The 21,316-nt window shown below is 66.1% G+C and carries 18 protein-coding genes and 1 pseudogene; 7 read left to right on the forward strand and 12 right to left on the reverse strand.

Annotated elements, in window-relative coordinates; translation table 11 throughout:
• Positions 1-160: 160 nt before the first annotated feature.
• From ACE3P6_RS00125 to ACE3P6_RS00140, 4 genes are all read right to left on the reverse strand, one after another.
• Positions 161-1,024 (reverse strand): ABC transporter permease, encoded by an 864-nt coding sequence (locus ACE3P6_RS00125; RefSeq protein WP_374390879.1) that lies wholly within the window; start codon positions 1,022-1,024, stop codon positions 161-163.
• Positions 1,021-1,956: an ABC transporter permease gene (locus ACE3P6_RS00130; protein ID WP_374390881.1), complete on the reverse strand. Its 936-nt coding sequence runs from the start codon at positions 1,954-1,956 to the stop codon at positions 1,021-1,023. The genes ACE3P6_RS00125 and ACE3P6_RS00130 overlap by 4 nt, the downstream gene beginning before the upstream one ends.
• A gap of 4 nt (positions 1,957-1,960) precedes the next feature.
• On the reverse strand, positions 1,961-3,043 hold the full coding sequence (locus tag ACE3P6_RS00135) for an ABC transporter ATP-binding protein (RefSeq protein WP_374390883.1): 1,083 nt from the start codon (positions 3,041-3,043) through the stop codon (positions 1,961-1,963).
• A 198-nt stretch (positions 3,044-3,241) separates the two neighbouring features.
• On the reverse strand, positions 3,242-4,369 hold the full coding sequence (locus tag ACE3P6_RS00140) for an extracellular solute-binding protein (RefSeq protein ID WP_374374438.1): 1,128 nt from the start codon (positions 4,367-4,369) through the stop codon (positions 3,242-3,244).
• 353 nt (positions 4,370-4,722) lie between these two features.
• On the opposite strand from ACE3P6_RS00140, the gene ACE3P6_RS00145 reads away from it, so the two are divergent.
• From ACE3P6_RS00145 to ACE3P6_RS00175, 7 genes are all read left to right on the forward strand, one after another.
• Positions 4,723-5,772: a substrate-binding domain-containing protein gene (locus tag ACE3P6_RS00145; RefSeq protein WP_374390885.1), complete on the forward strand. Its 1,050-nt coding sequence runs from the start codon at positions 4,723-4,725 to the stop codon at positions 5,770-5,772.
• 104 nt (positions 5,773-5,876) lie between these two features.
• A complete protein-coding gene (locus tag ACE3P6_RS00150; RefSeq protein WP_374390887.1) occupies positions 5,877-7,154 on the forward strand; it encodes an ABC transporter substrate-binding protein in 1,278 nt (425 codons plus the stop codon).
• Positions 7,155-7,262: 108 nt separating this feature from the next.
• The gene (locus ACE3P6_RS00155; RefSeq protein ID WP_374390889.1) at positions 7,263-8,213 is read left to right on the forward strand and encodes a carbohydrate ABC transporter permease; all 951 of its coding nucleotides are present in this window, start codon (positions 7,263-7,265) and stop codon (positions 8,211-8,213) included.
• Positions 8,210-9,043: a carbohydrate ABC transporter permease gene (locus ACE3P6_RS00160; protein ID WP_374390891.1), complete on the forward strand. Its 834-nt coding sequence runs from the start codon at positions 8,210-8,212 to the stop codon at positions 9,041-9,043. Before ACE3P6_RS00155 ends, ACE3P6_RS00160 begins: the two co-directional genes overlap by 4 nt.
• Positions 9,044-9,047: 4 nt before the next feature.
• Positions 9,048-10,049, forward strand: a complete 1,002-nt coding sequence (locus tag ACE3P6_RS00165; RefSeq protein ID WP_374390893.1) for an ABC transporter ATP-binding protein — start codon at positions 9,048-9,050, stop codon at positions 10,047-10,049.
• 61 nt (positions 10,050-10,110) lie between these two features.
• Positions 10,111-10,896, forward strand: coding sequence for a ThuA domain-containing protein (locus tag ACE3P6_RS00170; RefSeq protein WP_374390895.1), 786 nt, complete (start codon positions 10,111-10,113; stop codon positions 10,894-10,896).
• Positions 10,896-11,951 carry a Gfo/Idh/MocA family protein gene (locus tag ACE3P6_RS00175; protein ID WP_374390897.1) on the forward strand — a complete coding sequence of 352 codons (1,056 nt, stop codon included), beginning with the start codon at positions 10,896-10,898 and terminating at the stop codon, positions 11,949-11,951. The genes ACE3P6_RS00170 and ACE3P6_RS00175 overlap by 1 nt, the downstream gene beginning before the upstream one ends.
• Positions 11,952-12,034: 83 nt before the next feature.
• Here the strand turns inward: ACE3P6_RS00175 and murD are convergent, their stop codons facing one another.
• The 8 genes and pseudogenes from murD to ACE3P6_RS00215 all read right to left on the reverse strand — a co-directional run.
• The gene (murD, locus tag ACE3P6_RS00180) at positions 12,035-13,432 is read right to left on the reverse strand and encodes a UDP-N-acetylmuramoyl-L-alanine--D-glutamate ligase (RefSeq protein WP_374390899.1); all 1,398 of its coding nucleotides are present in this window, start codon (positions 13,430-13,432) and stop codon (positions 12,035-12,037) included.
• A gap of 131 nt (positions 13,433-13,563) precedes the next feature.
• The gene (locus ACE3P6_RS00185; RefSeq protein ID WP_374390901.1) at positions 13,564-13,842 is read right to left on the reverse strand and encodes an HdeA/HdeB family chaperone; all 279 of its coding nucleotides are present in this window, start codon (positions 13,840-13,842) and stop codon (positions 13,564-13,566) included.
• A 201-nt stretch (positions 13,843-14,043) separates the two neighbouring features.
• Positions 14,044-15,138, reverse strand: coding sequence for an ABC transporter substrate-binding protein (locus ACE3P6_RS00190; RefSeq protein ID WP_374390903.1), 1,095 nt, complete (start codon positions 15,136-15,138; stop codon positions 14,044-14,046).
• Between the two features lie 145 nt (positions 15,139-15,283).
• Complete coding sequence (mraY, locus tag ACE3P6_RS00195; protein WP_374390905.1) at positions 15,284-16,366, reverse strand: phospho-N-acetylmuramoyl-pentapeptide-transferase; 1,083 nt, start codon at positions 16,364-16,366, stop codon at positions 15,284-15,286.
• On the reverse strand, positions 16,367-17,803 hold the full coding sequence (gene murF / locus ACE3P6_RS00200; RefSeq protein ID WP_374390907.1) for a UDP-N-acetylmuramoyl-tripeptide--D-alanyl-D-alanine ligase: 1,437 nt from the start codon (positions 17,801-17,803) through the stop codon (positions 16,367-16,369).
• Positions 17,803-19,284, reverse strand: a complete 1,482-nt coding sequence (locus ACE3P6_RS00205) for a UDP-N-acetylmuramoyl-L-alanyl-D-glutamate--2,6-diaminopimelate ligase (RefSeq protein ID WP_374390909.1) — start codon at positions 19,282-19,284, stop codon at positions 17,803-17,805. The genes murF and ACE3P6_RS00205 overlap by 1 nt, the downstream gene beginning before the upstream one ends.
• Before the next feature lie 25 nt (positions 19,285-19,309).
• Positions 19,310-21,100: a peptidoglycan D,D-transpeptidase FtsI family protein gene (locus tag ACE3P6_RS00210; RefSeq protein WP_374390911.1), complete on the reverse strand. Its 1,791-nt coding sequence runs from the start codon at positions 21,098-21,100 to the stop codon at positions 19,310-19,312.
• A gap of 1 nt (position 21,101) precedes the next feature.
• A pseudogene (locus tag ACE3P6_RS00215) lies at positions 21,102-21,316 on the reverse strand (cell division protein FtsL); the annotation flags it as partial.

The raw sequence follows: 21,316 nt of genomic DNA on the forward strand, positions 1-21,316 counted from the left end.
AGGGCTGTCCACGGTGGACAGAAAATCAAGCCATTCAAAATCAATGGCTTGCTTGCGGACATTCAGATTTTGTTAAGACTTGCCCAGGGGTCGGCTCCTCGTGCGCCTTCGGCTTCTCGTCGCAACCGAGCGAGGAAGCGAAGTCATCGACGAGCCGCCCCTAGAGCATCGCCTCTTCCGCCCGCCGGGCTTCGGCCTCGCGCGCGGCCTCGATCCGGGCGCGGCGGCGGCGGTTGATCTCGTAGACCAGCGCCAGCATCAGCGTCAGCAGGATCAACAGGAAGGCCAGCGCGTTGATCTTCGGCGTGATCCCGGCCCGGACCTGGCTGAAGACATAGACCGTCAGCGTCGTCGCATTCGCCTTGGTGAACAGCGTGACGTTGAAGTTCTCGATCGACTGGAAGAAGGCGATCGCCGCCGAGGCCGCGATGGCCGGGTAGAGATGCGGCAGAAGGATGCGCCGCAAGACCTGGCCGTGGTTCGCGCCGAGGTCGAGCGCCGCCTCTTCCAGCCCCGGATCGAAGCTTTGCAACCGCGCCAGCACCAGCAGCATCACATAGGCCGAGATGTAGCTGACCTGGCCCAGCGTCGACAGGTGCAGGCCACGACCGAAGAGCGCAAGGTTGTCGGCCCCGGTGGCATGGCCCAGCTGGTTCCAGAACAGCACCGTCGAGATGCCGATCACCAGCCCCGGCGCCAGCACCGGCGCGACCATGAAGCCGTAGAGCGTCGCCCGGTATCTGCCCGAGATCGAGTTCAGCAGGATCGCCGCCGAGGTCCCGATCGGCACCGCCAGCGCCACCACGGCCAGCGCGACCAGGATCGAGTTGAGGAAGGCGCCCCACATCGTCTGGTCCGCCCAAAGCTCCTGGAACCAGACCCAGGTGAAGCCTTTCCAGGGCGCGATGGTCGGCAGCTTGCTGTCGTTGAACGCCGCCCCCGCCATGACGGCCAGCGGGACCAGCAGGTAGAGGATGAAAAGGGCGAAGTAGACCTGCCCGAGAAGTTCGCGTTTCCGGCTCATTTGGCGATATCCGACAGCTTGACCTTGAAGACCCGCATCGCAAGGATCACGAAGAAGATGCAGACCAGAAGGAAGATCATCGAATAGGCCGCCCCCGTGTTCCAGTCGAGCGCATCATTGAACCAGGTGTAGATCGTCTGCGGGAACCAGTTCGCCTTGGTCGAGCCCACGACGGTCGGCACCAGAAACGACCCGGCCGAGAGCATGAACACCATCACGCACCCGCTTGCGATGCCGGGCTTGGCATGCGGAATCACCACCCGCCAATGCGTCCGCCACCAGGGCGAGCCCAGGTCCTCGGCCGCCTCGATCTGGTTGGTGTCGAGCGAGGTGATCGCGGTGTAGATCGGGAACAGCATGAACAGGACGTAGCAATAGGTCAGCACGATCACGATGGCATCGTAGGAGGTGACGACCCCGTTCTGCCAGCGCACGCCCTGGTCGATGACCCCCAGGGCTTTCAGAGCTGCGTTCAGCGGCCCGTTGAAGGTAAGGATGATGTACCAGGCGAAAGCGCGCAGCGCCTCGGACACCCACATCGGGATGAAGAGCAGGAGAAGCAGCGTCGGGATCGAGCGCGGATTGGCGATCTTGGCCAGATAATAGGCCAGCGGATAGGCCAGGATCAGGGTGAACAGCGTGACCATCGCCGAGAAGAACACCGTCTGCAGGAAGGTGTTGACATGGATCGGGACGGTGATCGGAATGCCGAACCACGCGGTTTCGACCGGGTTGTCCAGGATCTTGTTGTAGTTGCCGAACCCGTAGACATCCTTCGGCCCGCCGATCTCGGTCACCGGCAGGTAGGGGCGGAAGCTTTGCTCGAACATGGTGAAGTTCGGCAGGATCACCAGGACGAGGATCCAGAAGGCGACCAGCAGGCAGAAGACGGCGGTCAGCCCTTTCCCGTAGCGGCGGAGAAGATCCTGCATCGGCCTACCCCCGCACGTTCGCGTCGGGCAGCAGCAAGGCGCGGGCGGCATCGAAAGTGGCGAAGACCTTCTCACCCACGGCCGGGGCCTGCGTGACGCCATCGTTCTTGACTTCGGCCTGGATGCGCTTGCCCCCTGCCGCCAGCCCGTGAACCGAGATGAAGGCGCCTTCGAAGGCCACTTCGGTCACTTCCAACTCGACCGAATTCTCGCCCGCGGCGGTTTTCGACAGCTTGGTATGTTCGGGCCGGACGTAAAGCTTCAGCGCCTTGCCCTGCGCGTCCGGCGTGATCCGGGCGCGGAAGCGTCCATGCGCGCCCGAAAGCCCCGCCATGCCCTCGGCCACCGGGCCGATCTCGCCTTCGAAGATGTTGTTCTCGCCCACGAAAGAGGCAACGAAGCCGTTGACCGGGTTGTCATAGATGTCACGCGGCACGGCGATCTGCTGGATGCGGCCCTGGCTCATGACGCCGACGCGGTCGGACATCGCCAGCGCCTCGCCCTGGTCATGGGTGATGTAGATGAAGGTGACGCCCGTCCGCTTCTGGATGGCGCGAAGCTCGGCCCGCATGTGCTGGCGCAGCTTCAGGTCCAGCGCCGACAAGGGTTCGTCAAGGAGCATGACCGAGGGTTCGACCGCCAGCGCGCGGGCAATCGCCACCCGCTGCTTCTGCCCGCCGGACAGCTGGCTGACCATCTTGTCCGCCGCCCCCGGCAGGTCGACGAGCTTCAGCAGGTCCTCGGCCTTCTTGCGGCGGGTGGCCTTGTCGACGCCGCGCACTTCCAGCCCGAAGGAGATGTTCTCCCAGATCGGCATCAGCGGGAAGAGGGCGAGGTTCTGGAAGATCAGCGCCGTCGGCCGCTGGTTCGGCCTTGTGCCCTTCACATCCTTGCCACCGATCCTGATCGACCCTTCCGTCGGCTCGATGAAGCCCGAGACCATGCGCAGGATCGTGGTCTTGCCGCAGCCCGATGGCCCGAGGAAGGAAAAGAACTCCCCCGGCCTGATCGACACATTGGCGTTGTCGACGGCCCGGAAGGTGCCGAAGTCGCAGCAGACGTTTTCCAGATCAATTCCCGCGCTCATGGCCCGCGTCGTCCCCCAATCGTATCCCCGAGATCAGTCTTTTTTGCAGGGGAGCAGGCATCCAGCCCCCCGCATTCGCTATCGCCAGATTGCACCGGACTTTCGGTCCAGCGCGGGTTGCCTTGCGCAATGAGGCACGCCGAGCCCGTGCGGGCCCGGCGTCCTTGGCTCAATGGTTGCGCACGCGCAGCGCCAGGATCAGGCCGACTTGTACTTGTCGGCGTATTCGGCGCGCTTGGTCAGGAACTCGGCCGACTGGGCGGGCCACCACCACAGCTTGGCCGAGGTTTCGGCGGTCAGGAAATCGCCGTAGTACTTGGCGACGTCCGGCCCCATCTGGTCGTAGCCGCCCTTGCCCACCGGGTTCGACGAGAAGGCGGTCGCCCACATCGCCGAGCCTTCCGGGGTCGAGACGAACTTGGCGAATTCATGCGCCTGGTCGACGTTGACCGCGTTCTTCATCAAGACGAAGCCCTGGTTCCAGGCGAAGGCACCCTCGGCCGGGGCGACATAGCCGTAGCCGTCGTTGCGCAGGTTGTAGCCGGTCGAATCCCAGCACAGGCCCACGACGGCGCCGTTGGCGGTGAAGCCCGCGTTGGCCTCGTTCTCGCCGGTCCACCACTGCACCACGTTGCCCTTGGCCTTGATCGCCTCGGCCAGGGCGATGTCCCACAGCTCGGCCATCGCCGCCATGTCGCTGTAGCCGTCCATCCACGGACGCGGCAGCTTGCCGGTGGCGTCAAGCCAGCGGCCCATCGCGGCCAGCGCCGAATGCGGGCGCACGGTGACGGCATTGTCCGGGTTGAAGAGATCGCCCAGCGTCGGGGGCGAGGACATCTTGGCGCCAGCGGTGTTGACCACCAGCGATTCCGTGCCCCAGTTCGACGGCGCGATCATCAGCTTGCCGTCGATCCGGGCCATGCCCTCGGCGTTGCCGTCGATCAGGCCGGGCAGGTAGTTGCCGGTCGCAAGCTTGGTGTCGTCCCAGCCCTGGATCAGCCCGTTCGAGTTCCAGGCGGCGACGCGGTCGATCGTCGGCTCGATCACGTCGATGCCGCCGGCGTCAAGCGCGACCTTGCCTTCGGTGTACATCGAATCCTGGTCGGGCAGTTCCTTGAAGATGACCTTGATCCCGGTGGCCGCCTCGAAGGCGGGGAACACCTTTTCGGCCAGCGACGGATAGCCCGCCCAGCCGGTGAAGTTCAGCTCGCCCGACGAGGCCAGCGCCTTGGACGAGATGATCGCCGGGGCGGCGAGGATGCCCAGGCCGGCGGCGGACCCTTGCAGGAACCGGCGGCGGCTGAAGGCGGAGGTGGTGTGTTTCACGGTTGGTCTCCCTGATTGACGGCAGTCTTCCGGGCTGTCCCCGGATGTTCTGGTTCGCGGTCTGGTTCGTGCAGGCGCGCGCTGCCGCTTGCCAAGAAGAGCCCCTGTCACAGGACCCTGTCAATCGGCCAGTTCGCCCCCGGTAAACAAAGCTTACTCCCGCAGATGGTGGACCTGTCAACGCCGCAATGCGTGCGCTGCAACGAAGTGACACCGGGCCGCAGCCGGAGCCCTGTCCCCTGGCCCCGGGGCCGCCCGGCGGACGTGCGGCGGCCGTGTCGGCCCGGCCTGCGAGATTTTCATTGCATTTCGCGTCCGAAATGTTTCGGATGAAATCCAAAGGGGTTTGAACGATGGCGACCTTGAAAGATATCGCCCGGGCGCTCGACCTGTCGATCACCCAGGTCAGCCGGGCGCTGAACGACCATTCCGACGTCAGCGAGGACACCCGCCAGCGCATCAAGGATGCCGCACAGGCGATGAACTACCACCCCAATGCCTCGGCGCGGAAGCTGGTCTCGGGTCGGTCGGGCATGGTGGGGCTGGTGGTGCCACAGCACCGCGACATCGGCCAGGACGGCATCTTCCTGGAGGTGGTCGCCGGGCTTTCCGCGCAGTTTTCCGGCCGGGGCATGCAGTTCGTCCTGCACATCATGGCCGAGAACGAGCCCGCGATCCCGGTCTACCAGAAGCTGATCGGCAAGGCGTTGCTGGATGGCTTCGTGCTGATCGACCCGCAGGACCAGGACCCCAGGATCGACTTCCTGGCCAGGACCGGCATCGCCTTCGTCGTGCATGGCCGCAGCGGAAGGGCGCCCGGATACCCGTACTTTGATATTGAAAATGAACAGCTTGCCTATGGCCTGACCGCTCACGTCGCCGCGCGGGGCCATCGCCGGATTGCCTATCTGAACGGCACGTCCGGGCGATGCTATGTGACCCGACGCGAGCAGGGCTACCACCGGGCGTTACGCGACAGCGGGGCCGAGGACCTGCCGCATCTCCATCTGAACGGCGAGATGGACGAGGCGACCGGCCTGACCGCCACCATCCGGCTTTTTACCGGCGATGCCCCCCGGCCCACCGCCATCGTCTGCGGCAATGTGCGGCTGGCCCGAGGTGTCTATCAGGCCCTGTCGGCGCTGAACCTTGCTGTGCCCGGCGATGTGTCGGTCGTCGCGCATGACGACGAGCTGCCGTCGCTGCGGGCGTCGGCGTTCTTTCCCGCGCTTACCGTCACCAGGGCCCCGCTGCGGGACAGCTGGGAACCGCTCGCCGATTGTCTGGCCGGAGCCATCGCGGGCAAGCCGCTTGCCGAGCTTCAGCGGATCGGCAGCTTCGCCTTCATCGAGCGCAATTCCGTCGCCGATGCGCCGGGCATCCAAAGCGCATCGAATCGTTGACCGAAAGCGCTTTGGAAGTTATCTTTTCCGAAACGTTTCGGATTCTGCCGGGCGTTTTTTGGAGGGAAGGCGGGCCATCAAGGCCGCCGATGGGAGGAAAACCGATGATGATGATGAAAGGCCGCGCCTTCCGCGCGACCGCCACTGCTGCCATGCTTGCCGTGCTGGGCGCGCCCGTCATGGCCGAAGAGCTGTTCTATGTGTCCGGCGCCGTCGGCAACGCGGTCGAGGACTTCAAGACCATCGTGAAGCCCTGGGAAGAGAAGACCGGCAACACGGTGACCATCGTCCCGATGCCCGCCTCGACGACCGACCAGTTCGGCCAGTACCGCCTCTGGCTCGCCGCCGGGGCGACCGACATCGACCTGTACCAGACCGACGTGATCTGGGCACCGCAGCTGGCCGACCATTTCGTCGACCTGACCGAAGCGGCGAAGGACCTGGCGCCCACCCATTTCCCGTCGATCATCCAGTCGCAGACCGTGAACGGCAAGCTCGTCGCGCTGCCGATCTTCACCGATGCGCCCGCGCTGTATTACCGGAAGGACCTGCTGGAGAAATACGGCAAGACCCCGCCGAAGACCTGGGCCGAACTGGCGGAAACCGCCAAGGTCATCCAGGACGGCGAACGCGCCGAAGGCAAGGCCGACATGTGGGGCTTCGTCTGGCAGGGCAACGCCTATGAAGGCCTGACCTGCGACGCGCTGGAATGGGTCAAATCCTATGGCGGCGGCCAGATCGTCGAGCCCGATGGCACGATCTCGATCAACAACGAGAACGCCGTGGCGGCGCTGGAAATGGCGAAGTCCTGGGTCGGCACGATCAGCCCCGATGGCGTCCTGGCCTATGGGGAAGAGGAATCCCGCGGCGTCTGGCAGACCGGCAATGCCGTCTTCATGCGCAACTGGCCCTATGCCTACACGCTGGGCAATGGCGACGATTCGGCGGTCAAGGACCTGTTCGCGGTGACGACCCTGCCGGTCGGCAAGGAAGGCGACACCTCGGCGGCGACGCTGGGCGGCTGGAACGTCGCGGTGTCGAAATACTCGACGAAACAGGACGCGGCGATCAGCCTTGCGCTCTACCTTGCCGGACCGGAGGCGCAGAAGACCCGCGCGCTCATCGCCTCGAACCTGCCGACGATCATCTCGCTTTACGATGACGCCGACATCGCCGCCGCGCAGCCGATCATCCCGCAGTGGAAGGACGTGTTCCTGAACGCCGTGCCGCGCCCCTCGGCGCCGACGCTTGGGAAATACAACGAGGTTTCGGCGAAGTTCTGGTCGGCCGTCCACGAGACGCTGTCCGGCAACGGATCGGCTGCCGAGAACCTCGAACTTCTGGAAGCGGATCTGACGGACCTGAAGGGGTCGGGCTGGTAAGTCCTCCCGGACCTGACTGACCCCGACGGCGGGCGGCGCTGACCCCAGCAGTCGCCGCCCGCCTCATCGCAACGGGCCCCGGAGGGGGGCCCGACAGGGGAGGGTATCATGGCAACCAACGACGGGGGGCTCAGCCTCTCGCAGCAACGCCAGCGCGCGGCCTTCTGGTTCATCGCGCCGATGCTGGCGGCCTTGTTCTTCGTGGCGGCCTGGCCGCTGCTGCGCACGGTCTGGTTTTCGCTGACCGACACCAAGCTGTCCGATCTGTACGCGGGCCAGTGGATCGGCTTCGACAACTACCTGTCACTGCGCGTCCTTGAAAGCGGGCGCTGGATCTGGCGCGGCACGCTGGTCGATCCCGACTGGTGGAACGCGGTCTGGAACACGGTGCGCTTCGCCTTCGTCTCGGTCTTCTTCGAGACGGTGCTGGGCCTGATCGTGGCGCTGGTGCTGAATGCCGAGTTCAAGGGTCGCGGGCTGGTGCGCGCCGCCATCCTGATCCCCTGGGCCATTCCCACCATCGTTTCGGCGAAGATGTGGGCCTGGATGCTGAACGACCAGTTCGGGATCCTGAACGACATGGCGCTCCGGCTTGGCCTGATCGACCAGAAGATCGCCTGGACCGCCTCGGTCGATACCGCGATGTATGCGGTGCTGATGGTCGACATCTGGAAGACCACGCCCTTCATGGCGCTCTTGATCCTTGCCGGCCTGCAGATGGTGCCGCGCGACATCTATGAGGCCGCGAAGCTGGACGGGATCAACCCGGTGAAGGTGTTCTTCAAGATCACCCTGCCGCTGATCCGCCCGGCGCTGGCCGTCGCGATCATCTTCCGCATGCTGGACGCGCTGCGGATCTTCGACCTCGTCTATGTGCTGACGCCGAACAGTGCGGCCACCAAGACCATGTCGGTGATCAGCCGCGAGAACATGATCGACTTCGACAAGTTCGCCTATGGCGCGGCGCAGTCGACGCTGCTTTTCGCGATCATCGCGCTTTTCGTCAGCCTTTATATCTGGCTGGGCAAGGTCGACCTTTCCGGGGAGGGGCAGAAATGACCGGGCAGAAACTGCTTTCCACCGTCGGTTTCTACGCGCTGGTCGTGGTGATCGTCGTCTTCTCGGTCTTCCCGTTCTACTACGCGATCGTCACCTCTTTCGCGACGGGAACCGAGCTGTTCAAGGTCAACTACCTGCCCAGGAACTTCGACTGGGGCAACTATGCCTCGGTGCTGGGTGGCCGGAACTTCGTGCGGTCGATCGTCAACTCGGTCTTCATCGCGACGACCACGGTGGTCTTCGCACTGTTCCTGGCCGTCACGGCGAGCTACGCGCTGGCGCGGGTGCGGTTCCGGGGGCGGGGGCTCTTGCTGATGGCGATCCTTGCGGTGTCGATGTTCCCGCAGATCGCCGTGCTGGCCGGCCTGTTCGAGCTGGTCCGCTTCCTTGGCATCTTCAACACCCCCTGGGCGATGATCCTGTCCTACACGATCTTCACCCTGCCCTTCACCGTCTGGGTGCTGACCACCTTCATGCGCGACCTGCCGGTCGAGATCGAGGAGGCCGCCATCGTCGACGGCGCCACCCCCTGGGTGATCATCACCAAGGTGTTCCTGCCGCTTCTGTGGCCCGCCCTGGTGACGACCGGCCTTCTGGCCTTCATCGGGGCCTGGAACGAATTCCTGTTCGCCCTGACCTTCACCAGTTCCGAGACGACCCGGACGGTGCCGGTGGCCATCGCGCTGCTGTCAGGCGCAAGCCAGCAGGAAATCCCCTGGGGTCCGATCATGGCGGCAAGCGTCATCGTGACGGTGCCGCTGATCATCCTCGTCCTCATTTTCCAACGCAAGATCGTCGCGGGGCTTACCGCGGGCGGCGTGAAGGGCTGACATCATGGCAAAGATCGAACTGAAGAACGTCACCAAGTCCTACGGCGCCGTGCAGGTGATCAAGGGCATCGACCTGACCATCGAGAAGGGCGAGTTCATGGTCTTCGTCGGGCCTTCCGGCTGCGGCAAGTCCACGCTGCTGCGCCTGATCTCGGGGCTGGAGGAGATCACCACCGGCGACATGACCTTCGACGGCGAGAAGGTGAACAACCTGATCCCGTCGAAGCGCGGCATCGCGATGGTGTTCCAGAGCTACGCGCTTTATCCGCATATGAAGGTCTACGACAACATGGCCTTCGGGATGAAGCTGGACAAGACCAGCGAGGCCGAGATCAGGAAGCGCGTCGAATCCGCCGCCAAGCTTCTGCAGATCGACCACCTGCTCGACCGTCTGCCGAAGCAGCTGTCGGGCGGCCAGCGCCAGCGCGTCGCCATCGGCCGCGCCATCGTCCGCGATCCGCGCGTGTTCCTGTTCGACGAGCCGCTGTCGAACCTCGACGCCGCACTTCGGGTGCAGACCCGGCTGGAAATCGCGAAGCTGCACCATTCGATGTCCAACGTCACCATGATCTATGTGACCCACGACCAGGTGGAGGCGATGACCCTTGCCGACCGGATTGCCGTGTTGCGCGACGGGCGGCTGGAACAGGCGGGGTCTCCGGCCGAGCTGTACGAACGCCCGAACTCGATCTTCGTCGCCGGTTTCATCGGCAGCCCGAAGATGAATTTCCTGACCGGGAATTTCGCCGCCGACCACGGCTGCACCACCCTGGGCGCCCGGTCGGAACATATCGACGTGGTGGAAAACGGCCCCTGGTCGGGTGAAGTCCTGCACGTCGAGGACCTGGGCTCCGACCACTATCTCTTCGTCGAGATCGGCAGCGACGAGCCGGTCATCGTCCGTCGTCCCGGCAAGGCGACGATCCCGGTCGGCACCCGCGTCTCGCTGGCCCCGCAGGCTGAGAACCTGCACCGCTTCGACGAAGCGGGCAAACCGATCCGCTGAAACATATCCCGCGCACCCGGGGTTCCTACCGGGCGCACTTTCATTTCGAAGGAGACTACCCATGACCATCCGCGTCACCGTGTGGGGCGAAAACGTCCACGAGCAGAAAAACAAGGTGGTGGCCGAGGTTTACCCCAAGACCATGCACGGCACGATTGCCGAGTTCCTGAACCGGGAAGACGGGATCAAGGCGACCACGGTCACCTTGCAGGACCCCGAGCATGGGATGACCGCGAAGAAGCTGGCCGAAACCGACGTGCTGATCTGGTGGGGCCATGCCGCGCATGGCGAGGTGAAGGACGAGGTCGTCGAGCGCGTGGCCGAGGCGGTCTGGTCCGGCATGGGGGTGATCTTCCTGCATTCCGCGCATTTCTCGAAGCCCTTCAAGCGGTTGATGGGCGCGCCCTGCAACCTCAGCTGGCGCGAGGCCGGGGAGCGGGAACGCCTTTGGGTCACGTCGCGCCAGCACCCCATCGCCCGCGGCATCCCCGACCATTTCGAGATCGAATACGAAGAGATGTATGGCGAGCCCTTCGGCGTGCCGGAACCGCTGGAGACCGTCTTCGTCAGCTGGTTCCAGGGCGGCGAGGTGTTCCGCTCGGGCCTCACCTATCGGCGCGGGGCGGGGAATATCTTCTACTTCCGTCCGGGGCACGAGACCTACCCGACCTACCATCAGCCACTGGTGCAGAAGGTGATTGCCAACGGCGTCCGCTGGGCCTTCAACCCGGAAGGGCGGCTGGCGAAACCGACCGATGCCCCGAACACCCCCGTCGGCAAGACGCTGGAACCGCTGGAGGAACGCGGTCCCCGGCTGCACCATGACGGCGAGGAAGGGTATCGCTGATGCAGCCCGTCCGCATCCTGATCCTTGGCACCGGCGGCATGGCGAAGAACCATGCCGAAGCCTTCGCCGCGATCCCCGGTGTCACGGTCGTCGCCGGGATCGACACCCGCGCCGAACCGCTCGCCGCCTTCCAGTCGGCGCACAACATCCCGCATGGTTTCGCTTCGGTGCAGGAGGCGATTGCCTGGGGCGGGTTCGACGCGGTGACCAACGTCACCCCCGACGCCGCGCATTGCCCGACCACCTTGCCCTTTCTGGCGGCGGGCAAGCATGTGCTGTGCGAAAAGCCACTGGCGACCAATGCGAAGGATGCCGAGGAGATGACCGCCGCCGCCGCAAAGGCAGGGGTGGTGAACATGGTCAACCTGAGCTACCGCAACGTGCCCGCACTGCAGAAAGCCGCGCAGATGGTGCGCGACGGTGCCATCGGCACGATCCGGCATTTCGAGGCGTCGTATCTGCAAAGCTGGCTGACCCAGCCCGCCTGGGGCCACTGGGACCGCGAGCCGCAATGGTTGTGGCGGCTGTCGACGAAGCATGGCTCGAAAGGCGTGCTGGGCGATGTCGGCATCCACATCCTCGACTTCGCCACCTTCATCGCCGGGATGGATGCGACGCAGGTGTCCTGCCTGTTGCAGACCTTCGACAAGGCGCCGGGCGGGCAGATCGGCGACTATGTGCTGGACGCCAATGACAGTGCCACCATGCAGCTGCGGCTGGCGAACGGCGCGCTTGGCACGGTGGCGGCGACGCGGTTTGCGACCGGGCATCTGAACGACCTGCGGCTGCGGCTTTACGGCCAGACCGGCGGGCTGGAGGTGACCTTCGAGAAGACCGTCAGCCACCTGCGGGCCTGCCTTGGCGATGATATCCAGACCGGCACCTGGCACGACGTGGACTGCCCGCCAGTGCCGACGATCTACCAGCGCTTCATCGCGGCGATCCGGGGCGAAAGCGTTGCCGACCCGGATTTCGCAAGGGGCGCGGCCTTGCAGCGGCTGCTGGACCGGGCGGTGGACTCGGCGGATCAGGACGGCAAGCTGCTTTCTGTCTGACGGCTCGCTCTTCGAGCCCTTCGGGCACTCATCGCTGGGGTCCCCCTCCGAGGAGTGCCCGAAGGGCTTCGACGAGGCGTCGGCTAGAGCAGCGCCCTGACCCGCGCGGTAAAATCCTCGCCCCGCTTCTCGAAGTTCGGATACTGGTCGAAGCTTGCCGCCGCCGGGGCGAGGAGCACGACTTCCCCCGCCTGCGCCTCTTCCGCCGCGCGGGCCACGGCGCGGTCCATCGTCTCGCAGATTTCGTGCGGGGTCTCGCCGATCTGCAAGGCGAACTCCCGCGCGGAATGGCCGATCAGGTAGGCCTTCACCACCGATCCCAGATGCGGCTTCAAGGCGGCGATCCCGCCGTCTTTTCCCATGCCCCCGGCGATCCAGCGAATCTTCGGGAAAGCCTGCAGGGCCTTCTCGGCCGAATCCACGTTGGTGGCCTTGGAATCGTTCACGAACCGCACCCCGCCGCGTTCGCCGACCAGCTGGCTGCGGTGCGGGAGTCCCGCGAAGGAATGCAAGGCCCCTTCGATCAGCTTCGGCGCCAGGCCAAGCGAGCGGCAGGCGGCATAGGCCGCACAGGCGTTCTGGTGATTGTGCGCGCCCGGCAGGCCCTTGACCTCGCGCAGATCAATCGAAGCGACCTGCCGCCCCTTCCGCCATTCTGCAAGGAACCCCTTTCGGGCGAAGACCGACCAGCCGAAGCCTTCGAGCTTCTGCCCCGACGACACCCGGATCACCCGGTCGTCCTGCGGCCCCTGCGCCAGCGCCCCCGCGAGGTAGCGCCCCTCGACCTCATCCACGCCCACCACGGCGCGGTCCGGCCCGCCCAGGGTGAAAAGCCGCGCCTTGGCGGCGAAATAGCCGCCCATGCCGCCATGCCGGTCCAGATGGTCGGGCGAGAGATTGGTGAAGACCGCCACATCCGGCGTCAGCGCCCGGGCCAGCTCGGTCTGGTAGGAGGACAGTTCCAGCACCACCACCTCGCCGTCGACGGGCGGGTCGATGGACAGGACCCCCTTGCCGATGTTCCCCGCCATCTGCGTCGGCTTGCCTGCCACTTGCAGGATGTGATGGATCAGCGCCGTCGTCGTCGACTTGCCGTTCGAGCCGGTCACCGCCACCACCTTGGGCGGGGTTTCCATCTCTTCCCACTCCGGCCCGGCGGCGCTTTGGAAGAAGAGGCCGATGTCGTTGTCGACCGGGATCCCGGCGTCCAGCGCGCGGGCGATGATCGGGTTTGGCGCCGGGAAAAGATGCGGGATGCCGGGCGAGGTGACAAGGCAGGCCACCCCCTCAAGCGCCGCGTTGCGCGTCAGGTCGGTGAGCGTGAACCCCTCGGCTTCCGCCTTCGCGCGGGCTTCGGGGCTGTCGTCCCACAGCAAGGGCTCCGCCCCCCCGGCCCGCAAGGCCGCCGCCGTGGCGAGGCCTGACCGGCCGAGGCCCAGCACCGCCACCTTCGCACCCTTGTAGCCCTTCACCGGGATCATCGCCTGCCCCCCATTGGTCCCGGACAGGGATAGGCGACCGCGCGGCAAAGGGGAAGGGGATCGGGCGTGCCCTGCCGATCAGGGCGAAAGTCCGGCCGGCCGATCCGGGGACGGGCCGACCGGGCCTCGCGTCACTTCTGCATCATGGCGTCCATCGCCATCATGTCCGGCTTGTCCTTGCAGTGCTCGGTGGTCATCTTCATCGCCTCCTCGGTCGCCGCCGCGTCCATCTTCATCGACGCATCCGGCCCGGCCATGTGCATGGCGTCGATGGCCTTCATCATCCCGTCCTTGTCCATCGCCGAGAACTCGGCGCAGGTCATCTTGGCCGGGTCCATGTCATCGGCCAGGGCCAGCGTCGGCAGCGCGGCAGCGGCGGCAAGTGCGAGAGCAGTGAGCGTGAGTTTCATGGCGTTTCTCCTGGGTCGAAGCCCGTTGTTGCGTCCCTGTCGGACGTGGGACAAAGGCTAGACACAGACCCCGTTCACCTGGAAATCACCGCGACGTGCAGCACGGGTTGGTGATCCCCGCGTGAGGCCGGATGGCATGCCGCTCCGGCCAGAAGCGGACCCGGACAGGGGGCAACCCATGCCACCTGCCCGGGAGCCGGATCACTTCTTCGCGTCGTTGTATTCCGCCAGACCCGTGGCGACGATGTCGTACCATTCGCCCGACTCGCGCATCTCGGCCAGGCCGCGATTCAGCATGGCGATATATTCCAGCCCGCGCTTGTTCGACCGCGAGGTCACGAAGTGATGCGTGTTGAAGGTCGCCAGCGCCGGGTTCAGCAGCACCTTGTCGGTCGCGCCCAACTCCTCGAAGTTCGCTGTCGAGGTCTCGACTTCGATGGAATAGAGGTCGACCTTGCCGTCAAGCAGCATCTTCGCGCATTCCATCGGGGTCTTCGGTCGGACGAATTCCACCGTCGGCGCGGCCAGGCCCTCGACCTCGAGATCGCTGGTCGGCCAGCCCTCGGGCCGACAGATCCTTGCCCCGGCATAGTCGGCGAAGGCGCGGGCGTTGGCGTATTTGCTGTCGACCAGCGTGTGATAGGAATAGGCCACCTCGTAGATCGGGTCCGAGAACTCGAACTCGGTGCACATCTTGACCGCGAATTCGCCCAACATGTCGATCTTGGAACAGTCCGGCTTCGACCAGGCGATCGACACATCATAGGCCCCCGAGGGCAGGAGCGTGTCGATATGCGCGCCCCAGTCGTCGACGAAGGCGATCTTGTAGTCGCGGTCGTTGCCGCCACGCTGCATCGCGGTCGTGGCCATGCGGACATAGATGCCGCCGCCGGTCAGGCTTTCGTCGGTGAAGGGCTTCCAGTCGTTCGCGGTGACGAATTTCAACGGCGGCAGGTAGGGCCGGTTCGGATCGCGTGTCTCGTCCTGCTTCTTCGTCTCGGCCTCGATCACGGCGCTCAGCTCGCTGTCCGGCGTCAGGCGACCGTCCTTGCAGGGCAGGACCAGTTGCAACCCGGCCGGAAGGCTGTTCGTGTTGCCCGCAATCGCCTCGCGGTTGGCGTTGAAGATCATCTGATAGTTGTAGGACCCGTAGGCGGTCATGGCGATGCCGCCCAGCGTGTCGCCCTCCTGCACGGTGTAGGTGGTGCAGGCCTCTTGCGCGGCGGCGGACAGGGGCGCCAGAAATGCGACGGCAAGGAACGCGTTACGACAAACAGCCTTGGTGATGGAAAACATCTGCTCAGCCTCCAGTTGAATCGCAATGCAATTCAAGGAGGTAAAGGGGTGAAACTTTTGCCATTTCGTGGCCGAAATGCGGCAATCCGCCCGGTTTGGCCCCTGCCGGGAAACAAGCCATGACCGTCAGGAAAGTTGCGACGACTTACCGCACCTTCAGCGTCGCCAGGCCGATCATCGCCAGGATCACGCTGATGATCCAGAACCGGATCACGATCTGCGGCTCGGCCCAGCCCTTCTTCTCGAAATGGTGGTGGATCGGGGCCATCAGGAAGATGCGCTTCTTGGTGCGCTTGTAATAGAGGACCTGGATGATCACGCTCAGCGCCTCGACGACGAAAAGGCCGCCGACGATGGCCAGCACGATCTCGTGCTTGGTGCAGACCGCGATGGCCCCCAGCGCGCCGCCCAGAGCCAGCGACCCGGTATCGCCCATGAACACCGCCGCCGGGGGCGCGTTGTACCAAAGGAACCCAAGGCCCCCGCCAAACAGCGCGGCCGAGAAGATCAACAGTTCGGACGTGCCGGGAACGTAGTGGACATCGAGGTACTGGGTAAAGTCGACGCGGCCCACCGCATAGGCGATGATCCCCAGCGTGCCGCCCGCGATCATCACCGGCATGATCGCCAGCCCGTCCAGACCGTCGGTCAGGTTCACCGCGTTTGCCGCGCCCACGATCACCACCATGCCGAAGGGCACGAAGAAGACGCCCAGGTTCAGAAGCGCGTCCTTGAAGAAGGGGAAGGCCAGCTGGTTGGTCAGCTCCGCCGGATGGAACATCGAGGCCGCATAGGCCGCCAGCGCCGCGATCAGCAGGCCAAGCCCCATCCGCACCCGGCCTGAGACGCCCTTGGTGTTCTGCTTGGTCACCTTGGCATAGTCGTCGGCGAAGCCGATCAGGCCGAAGGCCAGCGTCACCAGGATCACGATCCAGACGAAGGGGTTGTCGAGCCGCGCCCAGAGGAGCGTCGAGACCATCAGCGCCGACAGGATCAGAAGGCCCCCCATCGTCGGCGTCCCGGCCTTCGACAGGTGGCTTTGCGGCCCGTCGTCGCGGATCGGCTGGCCCTTGCCCTGTTTCCGGCGCAACAGGTCGATCAGCGGGCGCCCGAAGAGGAAGCCGAAGATCAGCGCGGTGACGAAGGCCCCGCCTGCGCGCACGGTGATGTAGCGGAAGAGGTTGAAGATACCGCCCCCATCGGAAAACTCGGCAAGCCAGTAAAACATCTACAGGGTCCCTTCTTTCGGGCTCGCGGCCTGCCCCATTTTTCGCAGAACGTCAACGACCAGGCTGACCTTCACGCCCTTCGAGCCCTTGACCAGCAGGATGTCCCCCGCGTCGATCAGGCTGCGGACGCGCGGCGCCAGGTCCTGCGCGGTTTCCACCCATTCGCCCCGCTGCCCGCGCGGCAGGGAGGTGTGCAGCGCCTTCATCCGGGGTCCGACGCAGTGGATGACGTGGATGGCGGACAGGCCGGGATGTTTCGCGATGGCGGCGTGCAGTTCGATCTCGGTCGGGCCGAGTTCCAGCATGTCGCCCAGGATGGCGATCCTGCGGCCGCCGCCGACGCGCCCGATCCCGTCGGTGGGCTTGGCGGCGATCAGCACGTCAAGGGCCGCCGCCAGCGAGGCCGGGTTGGCGTTGAAGGCGTCGTCGATCAGGTCGAAATAGGTTTCCTCGACGATATCCAGCGTGATCCGTTCCCGCTGCCCGCGCCCGGCCGGGGGCACCCAACGGCCAAGGTCATGCGCGGCGATCATCGGGTCGGCCCCCAGCGCCTCGGCCACCGCCAGCGCGCCAAGCGCGTTCAGCGCGAAATGGCGGCCGGGGGAAGAGACCTTGTAGAGCAGCGGCTTGCCCTGATGCGTCGCCCGGCAGACCGTCGCCTCGTCGCCGATCCGCGCTTCGATGAGCCGCCAGTCGGCGCCTTCGCTGGCCCCGAAACCCACCGGCTTCGCGCCGACTTCCGCCGCCTTCGCCCGCAGGATCGGTGTCGTCGCCATGTCGGCGTTGAAGATGGCCGTCCCGCCGGGGATGAGCCCGTCGAAGATCGCGGCCTTTTCCTCGGCAATGCCCTCGATGCTGGCAAAGGCTTCCAGATGGGCGGGGGCGACGATGGTGATCATCGCCACGTCCAGCCGGGCCAGCCGGGCCAGCGGCGCGATCTCGTCCGGATGGTTCATCCCGATCTCGATCACCGCATAGTCGGTGTCGACCGGCATCCGCGCCAGCGTCAGCGGCACGCCCCAATGGTTGTTGTAGCTGGCCTCTGCCGCGTGGGTCCGGCCCTGCCCCGACAGGATCGCCCGCAGCATCTCCTTGGTCGAGGTCTTGCCGACCGAGCCGGTGACGCCCACCACCTTCGCCCGCGTCCGCGCGCGCGCCGCAGCGCCGAGGTCAGCCAGCGCCTTCAGCACATCGGGGACGATCAGGAGGGGAGCATCCGCCGCAACGCCCTCCGGCACGCGGCTGACCAGCGCCGCTGCAGCCCCCTTCTCCAGCGCCGCCGCGACAAATTCATGCCCGTCCCGCACATCCTTCAGCGCAACGAACAGGTCTCCCTGCGCCAGCGTCCGCGTGTCGATGGACACGCCCGAGGCCTCCCAGGGCTTCGTAACCCGCCCGCCGGTCGCCTGTGCCGCGTCGGAGGAGGTCCAGAGCATCAGATCACCCCGTCCAGCGCAGCCACCGCAACGGAAGCCTGTTCCACGTCATCGAAGGGGTAGATGTCGGTCCCCACGACCTGCCCGCTTTCATGGCCCTTGCCCGCGATCAACAGCGCATCGCCCGGCAGAAGCGCATCCACCGCCCGCAGGATCGCCTCGGCCCGGTCGCCGACCTCATGCGCCTCGGGGCAGGCCTTAAGGATCGCGGCGCGGATCGAGGCGGGGTCCTCGGTGCGCGGGTTGTCGTCGGTCACATACAGCACATCGGCATGGGCCTTCGCCGCCGCCCCCATCAGGGGCCGTTTGGTCCGGTCGCGGTCGCCGCCCGCGCCGAAGACCACCACAATCCGCCCCATCACATGCGGGCGCAGCGCCGTGAGCGCGGTTTCCAGCGCATCCGGCGTATGGGCATAATCGACATAGACCGCCGCGCCGTTCCTGCGGGTGGCGGCCAGCTGCATCCGGCCCCGCACGCCGGTGAGGCGCGGCAGGACGGCCAGCACCGCCTCGGGCGCGTCTCCGGCGGCAATCGCCAGCCCCGCCGCCACCGCCACGTTCTCGGCCTGGAAGGCCCCGATCAGCGCGAGGCGGGTCTGGAACGCGCGGCCCTGCCACAGGTAGCGTACCTCTTGCCCGGTCGCATCGGGACGGGTCGCGGCGATCTGCAAATCCGCGCCCTGCCCCTTGCCGACGGTCAGCACCCGCAAGCCCCGCGCCAGCGCCAGTTCGGCCATGTCCGACCCCTTGGCGCCGTCGAGGTTCACCACCGCCACCCCGTCCTCGGGGAGCAGACGGGTGAAGAGCTGCGCCTTGGCCGCGAAATAGCGCTCCATCGTGCCGTGGTAGTCGAGGTGGTCCTGCGTCAGGTTGGTGAAACCGCCCGCCTTGAGCCGCACCCCGTCCAGCCGCCGCTGGTCGATCCCGTGCGACGAGGCCTCCATCGCCGCATGGGTCACGCCCCCCGTCGCCGCCGCCGCCAGCAGCTTCTGCAAGGTCACCGGGTCGGGCGTCGTGTGCCCGGAGGGCGCCGTCCAGGCCCCCTCGATCCCCGTGGTGCCGATGTTGATCGCCTCATGGCCCAAGGCGGCCCAGATCTGCCGGGTGAAGGTCGCGACGGATGTCTTTCCGTTCGTCCCCGTCACCGCGACCATCACTTCAGGCTGCGCCCCGAACCACAGCGCGGCGGCACAGGCCAGGGCCGCGCGCGGGTCCTCGGCCACCACCAGCGCCACGTCGGTCTCGGCCAAAGCCTCTGCCGCCAGCCGCGCGCCCTCGGCATCGGTCAAGACCGCCGCCGCGCCCTGCTCCAGCGCCGCCGCGATGAACGTCGCGCCATGCACCGCCGTCCCCGGCAGGGCCGCGAACAGCATTCCCGCACGCACCGCCCGGCTGTCCGCCGTCACCCCCGACAGCGCCGGGTCGCGACCGGCCCGGGCGGTCAGCCCGAGGTCGGATAGCCGTGTCGCGCGCGCTGCCATGTCATGTCCCCGTGATTTGCCAGCTTCAGTTGCTGGCGGCAGTTACCGCATCCGGTGCGACAGGTTCAAGCTTCGGGCGCAGCCCCATCAACGGCGCGACGCGCCGGATGATCTCGGCCGCGACCGGCACCGCCGTCCAGCCCGCCGTGCTGCGCACCTCGGACAGGGTGTCGTCCTTCGGCTCGTCCAGCGTCACGATCAGCACATATTGCGGGTTCGAGGCCGGGAACATCGAGGCGAAGGTGTTCACGTCCTTGTCCTTGTAGTAGCCGCCGGTCTTCTTCGGTTTCTCCGCCGTCCCGGTCTTGCCCGCCACCTCGTAGCCCTGCACGTCGCCCAGCGTCGCCGTGCCCTCCAGCACCACGCGGCGCAGCATCTTGACCGAATCCGCCGCCGTCTTCTCGCTCATCACCCGGACGCCCGTCGTCGGACCCTCGCGCTTGAGGAGCGTCGGCTTGATCATCACCCCACCGTTGGCAATCGCCGCATAGGCCGCCGCCAGATGCATGGGGCTGGCCGACATCCCGTGGCCGTAGGAGGTGGTGATCGTCACGATCTCCGGCCATTTCTTCGGCAGAAGCGGCTTTGCCCCGGGGGCTTCCACCAGTTCAACCGGCGTCGGGTCGAAGAAGCCCATCGACTTCAGGAACGCCTGCTGCCGCAAGGGCCCGATCATCAGCGCGATATGCGCCGTGCCCACGTTCGACGACTTGGCGATCACGTCCGTCACCGACAAAAGCGGGCCGTAGTTGTGCCCCTCGAACTCGCTGATCTTGTGCTTGCCCCAGATCATCGGCGCATTGGCGTCGACCAGGGTCTCCGGGTTGACCAGCCCCAGCTCCATCGCCTGCGCCACGGCGAAAATCTTGAAGGTCGAGCCAAGCTCGTAGACCCCCTGCACCGCGCGGTTGAAAAGCGGGCTGTCCCCCGGTTCGGCGTTCTTGTCGACGATGGGGGCCGGGCGGTCGTTCGGGTCGAAGGTCGGCAGCGAGGCCATCGCCAGGATCTCGCCGGTCCGCGCATCCATCAGGATCGCCGCCGCGCCCTTGGCGTTCAGCATCTTCACGCCCGAAGCCAGCACTTCCTCGATCGTCGATTGCAGCGTCAGGTCGATGGAGAGCGTCAGCGCCTTGCCGCCCTGCGCCGGGTCGCGCAGGCGGGTATCCAGCGCCTTCTCGATCCCCGCAACGCCAATCACTTCCGCCGAATGCACCCCCTCCGCGCCGAAGGAGGTTCCGCCCAGCACATGCGCGGCCAAGGTCCCGTTCGGGTAAAGCCGCATCTCGCGCGGACCGAAGAGCAGGCCGGGATCGCCGATCTCATGCACCTTCTGCATCTGTTCCGGCGACAGGACCTTCCTGATCCAGACGAAGCTCCGCCCGTCGGTGAAGCGCCGCTCCAGCGCCTTGGCGTCAAGCTCGGGGAAAATCTCCGCCAGTTTCACCGCCGTGCCCTTCGGGTCGACCATGACCTTGGGGTGCGCGTAAAGCGCATGGGTCGTCATGTTGGTCGCCAGCACCCGGCCATTGCGGTCGGTGATGTCGGCACGCTGCGCGATGATCTCGGCCCCCGGCGCGCTGGATTTCGGCTCCACCGGCTCGGTCGCCGCCATCAGTCCCATCCGCGCGCCGATGGCGCCGAAGGCGAAGACGAAGCTGATGCAGAGAATGAACAGCCGGAACTGCGCCCGGCCCCGCGCCTTTTCGCGCAGCGCCTCGTGGCGGACCTTCAGGTTTTCCTTCTCGATGCTGTCGGGGTTCAGCCCTTCCTGTCGGGCCTGCAGGATACGGGCGAGCGGGCGAAGGGGCGTGCGCATCTTACAAACCCTCCGCGCCGGTGCCGGTTTCAGTGCCAGTCTCGGCGTCAGCGCCGGTCGTGCCCTGCACATCCTGGGTGAAGCTGACTTCGGGCAGTTTCGCCGCCGGATAGGACACCTGCGCCGCCGTGCCGAACTGGCTTGGCTCCATCGGCATCAGGCCCAGCCGGTCGAAGTTGGCGGTCGCGAGTTCCCGCAGCCGGTCGGGGCGGTTCA

This window comes from Tabrizicola sp., from assembly GCF_041911175.1.
Lineage (GTDB): Bacteria > Pseudomonadota > Alphaproteobacteria > Rhodobacterales > Rhodobacteraceae > Tabrizicola.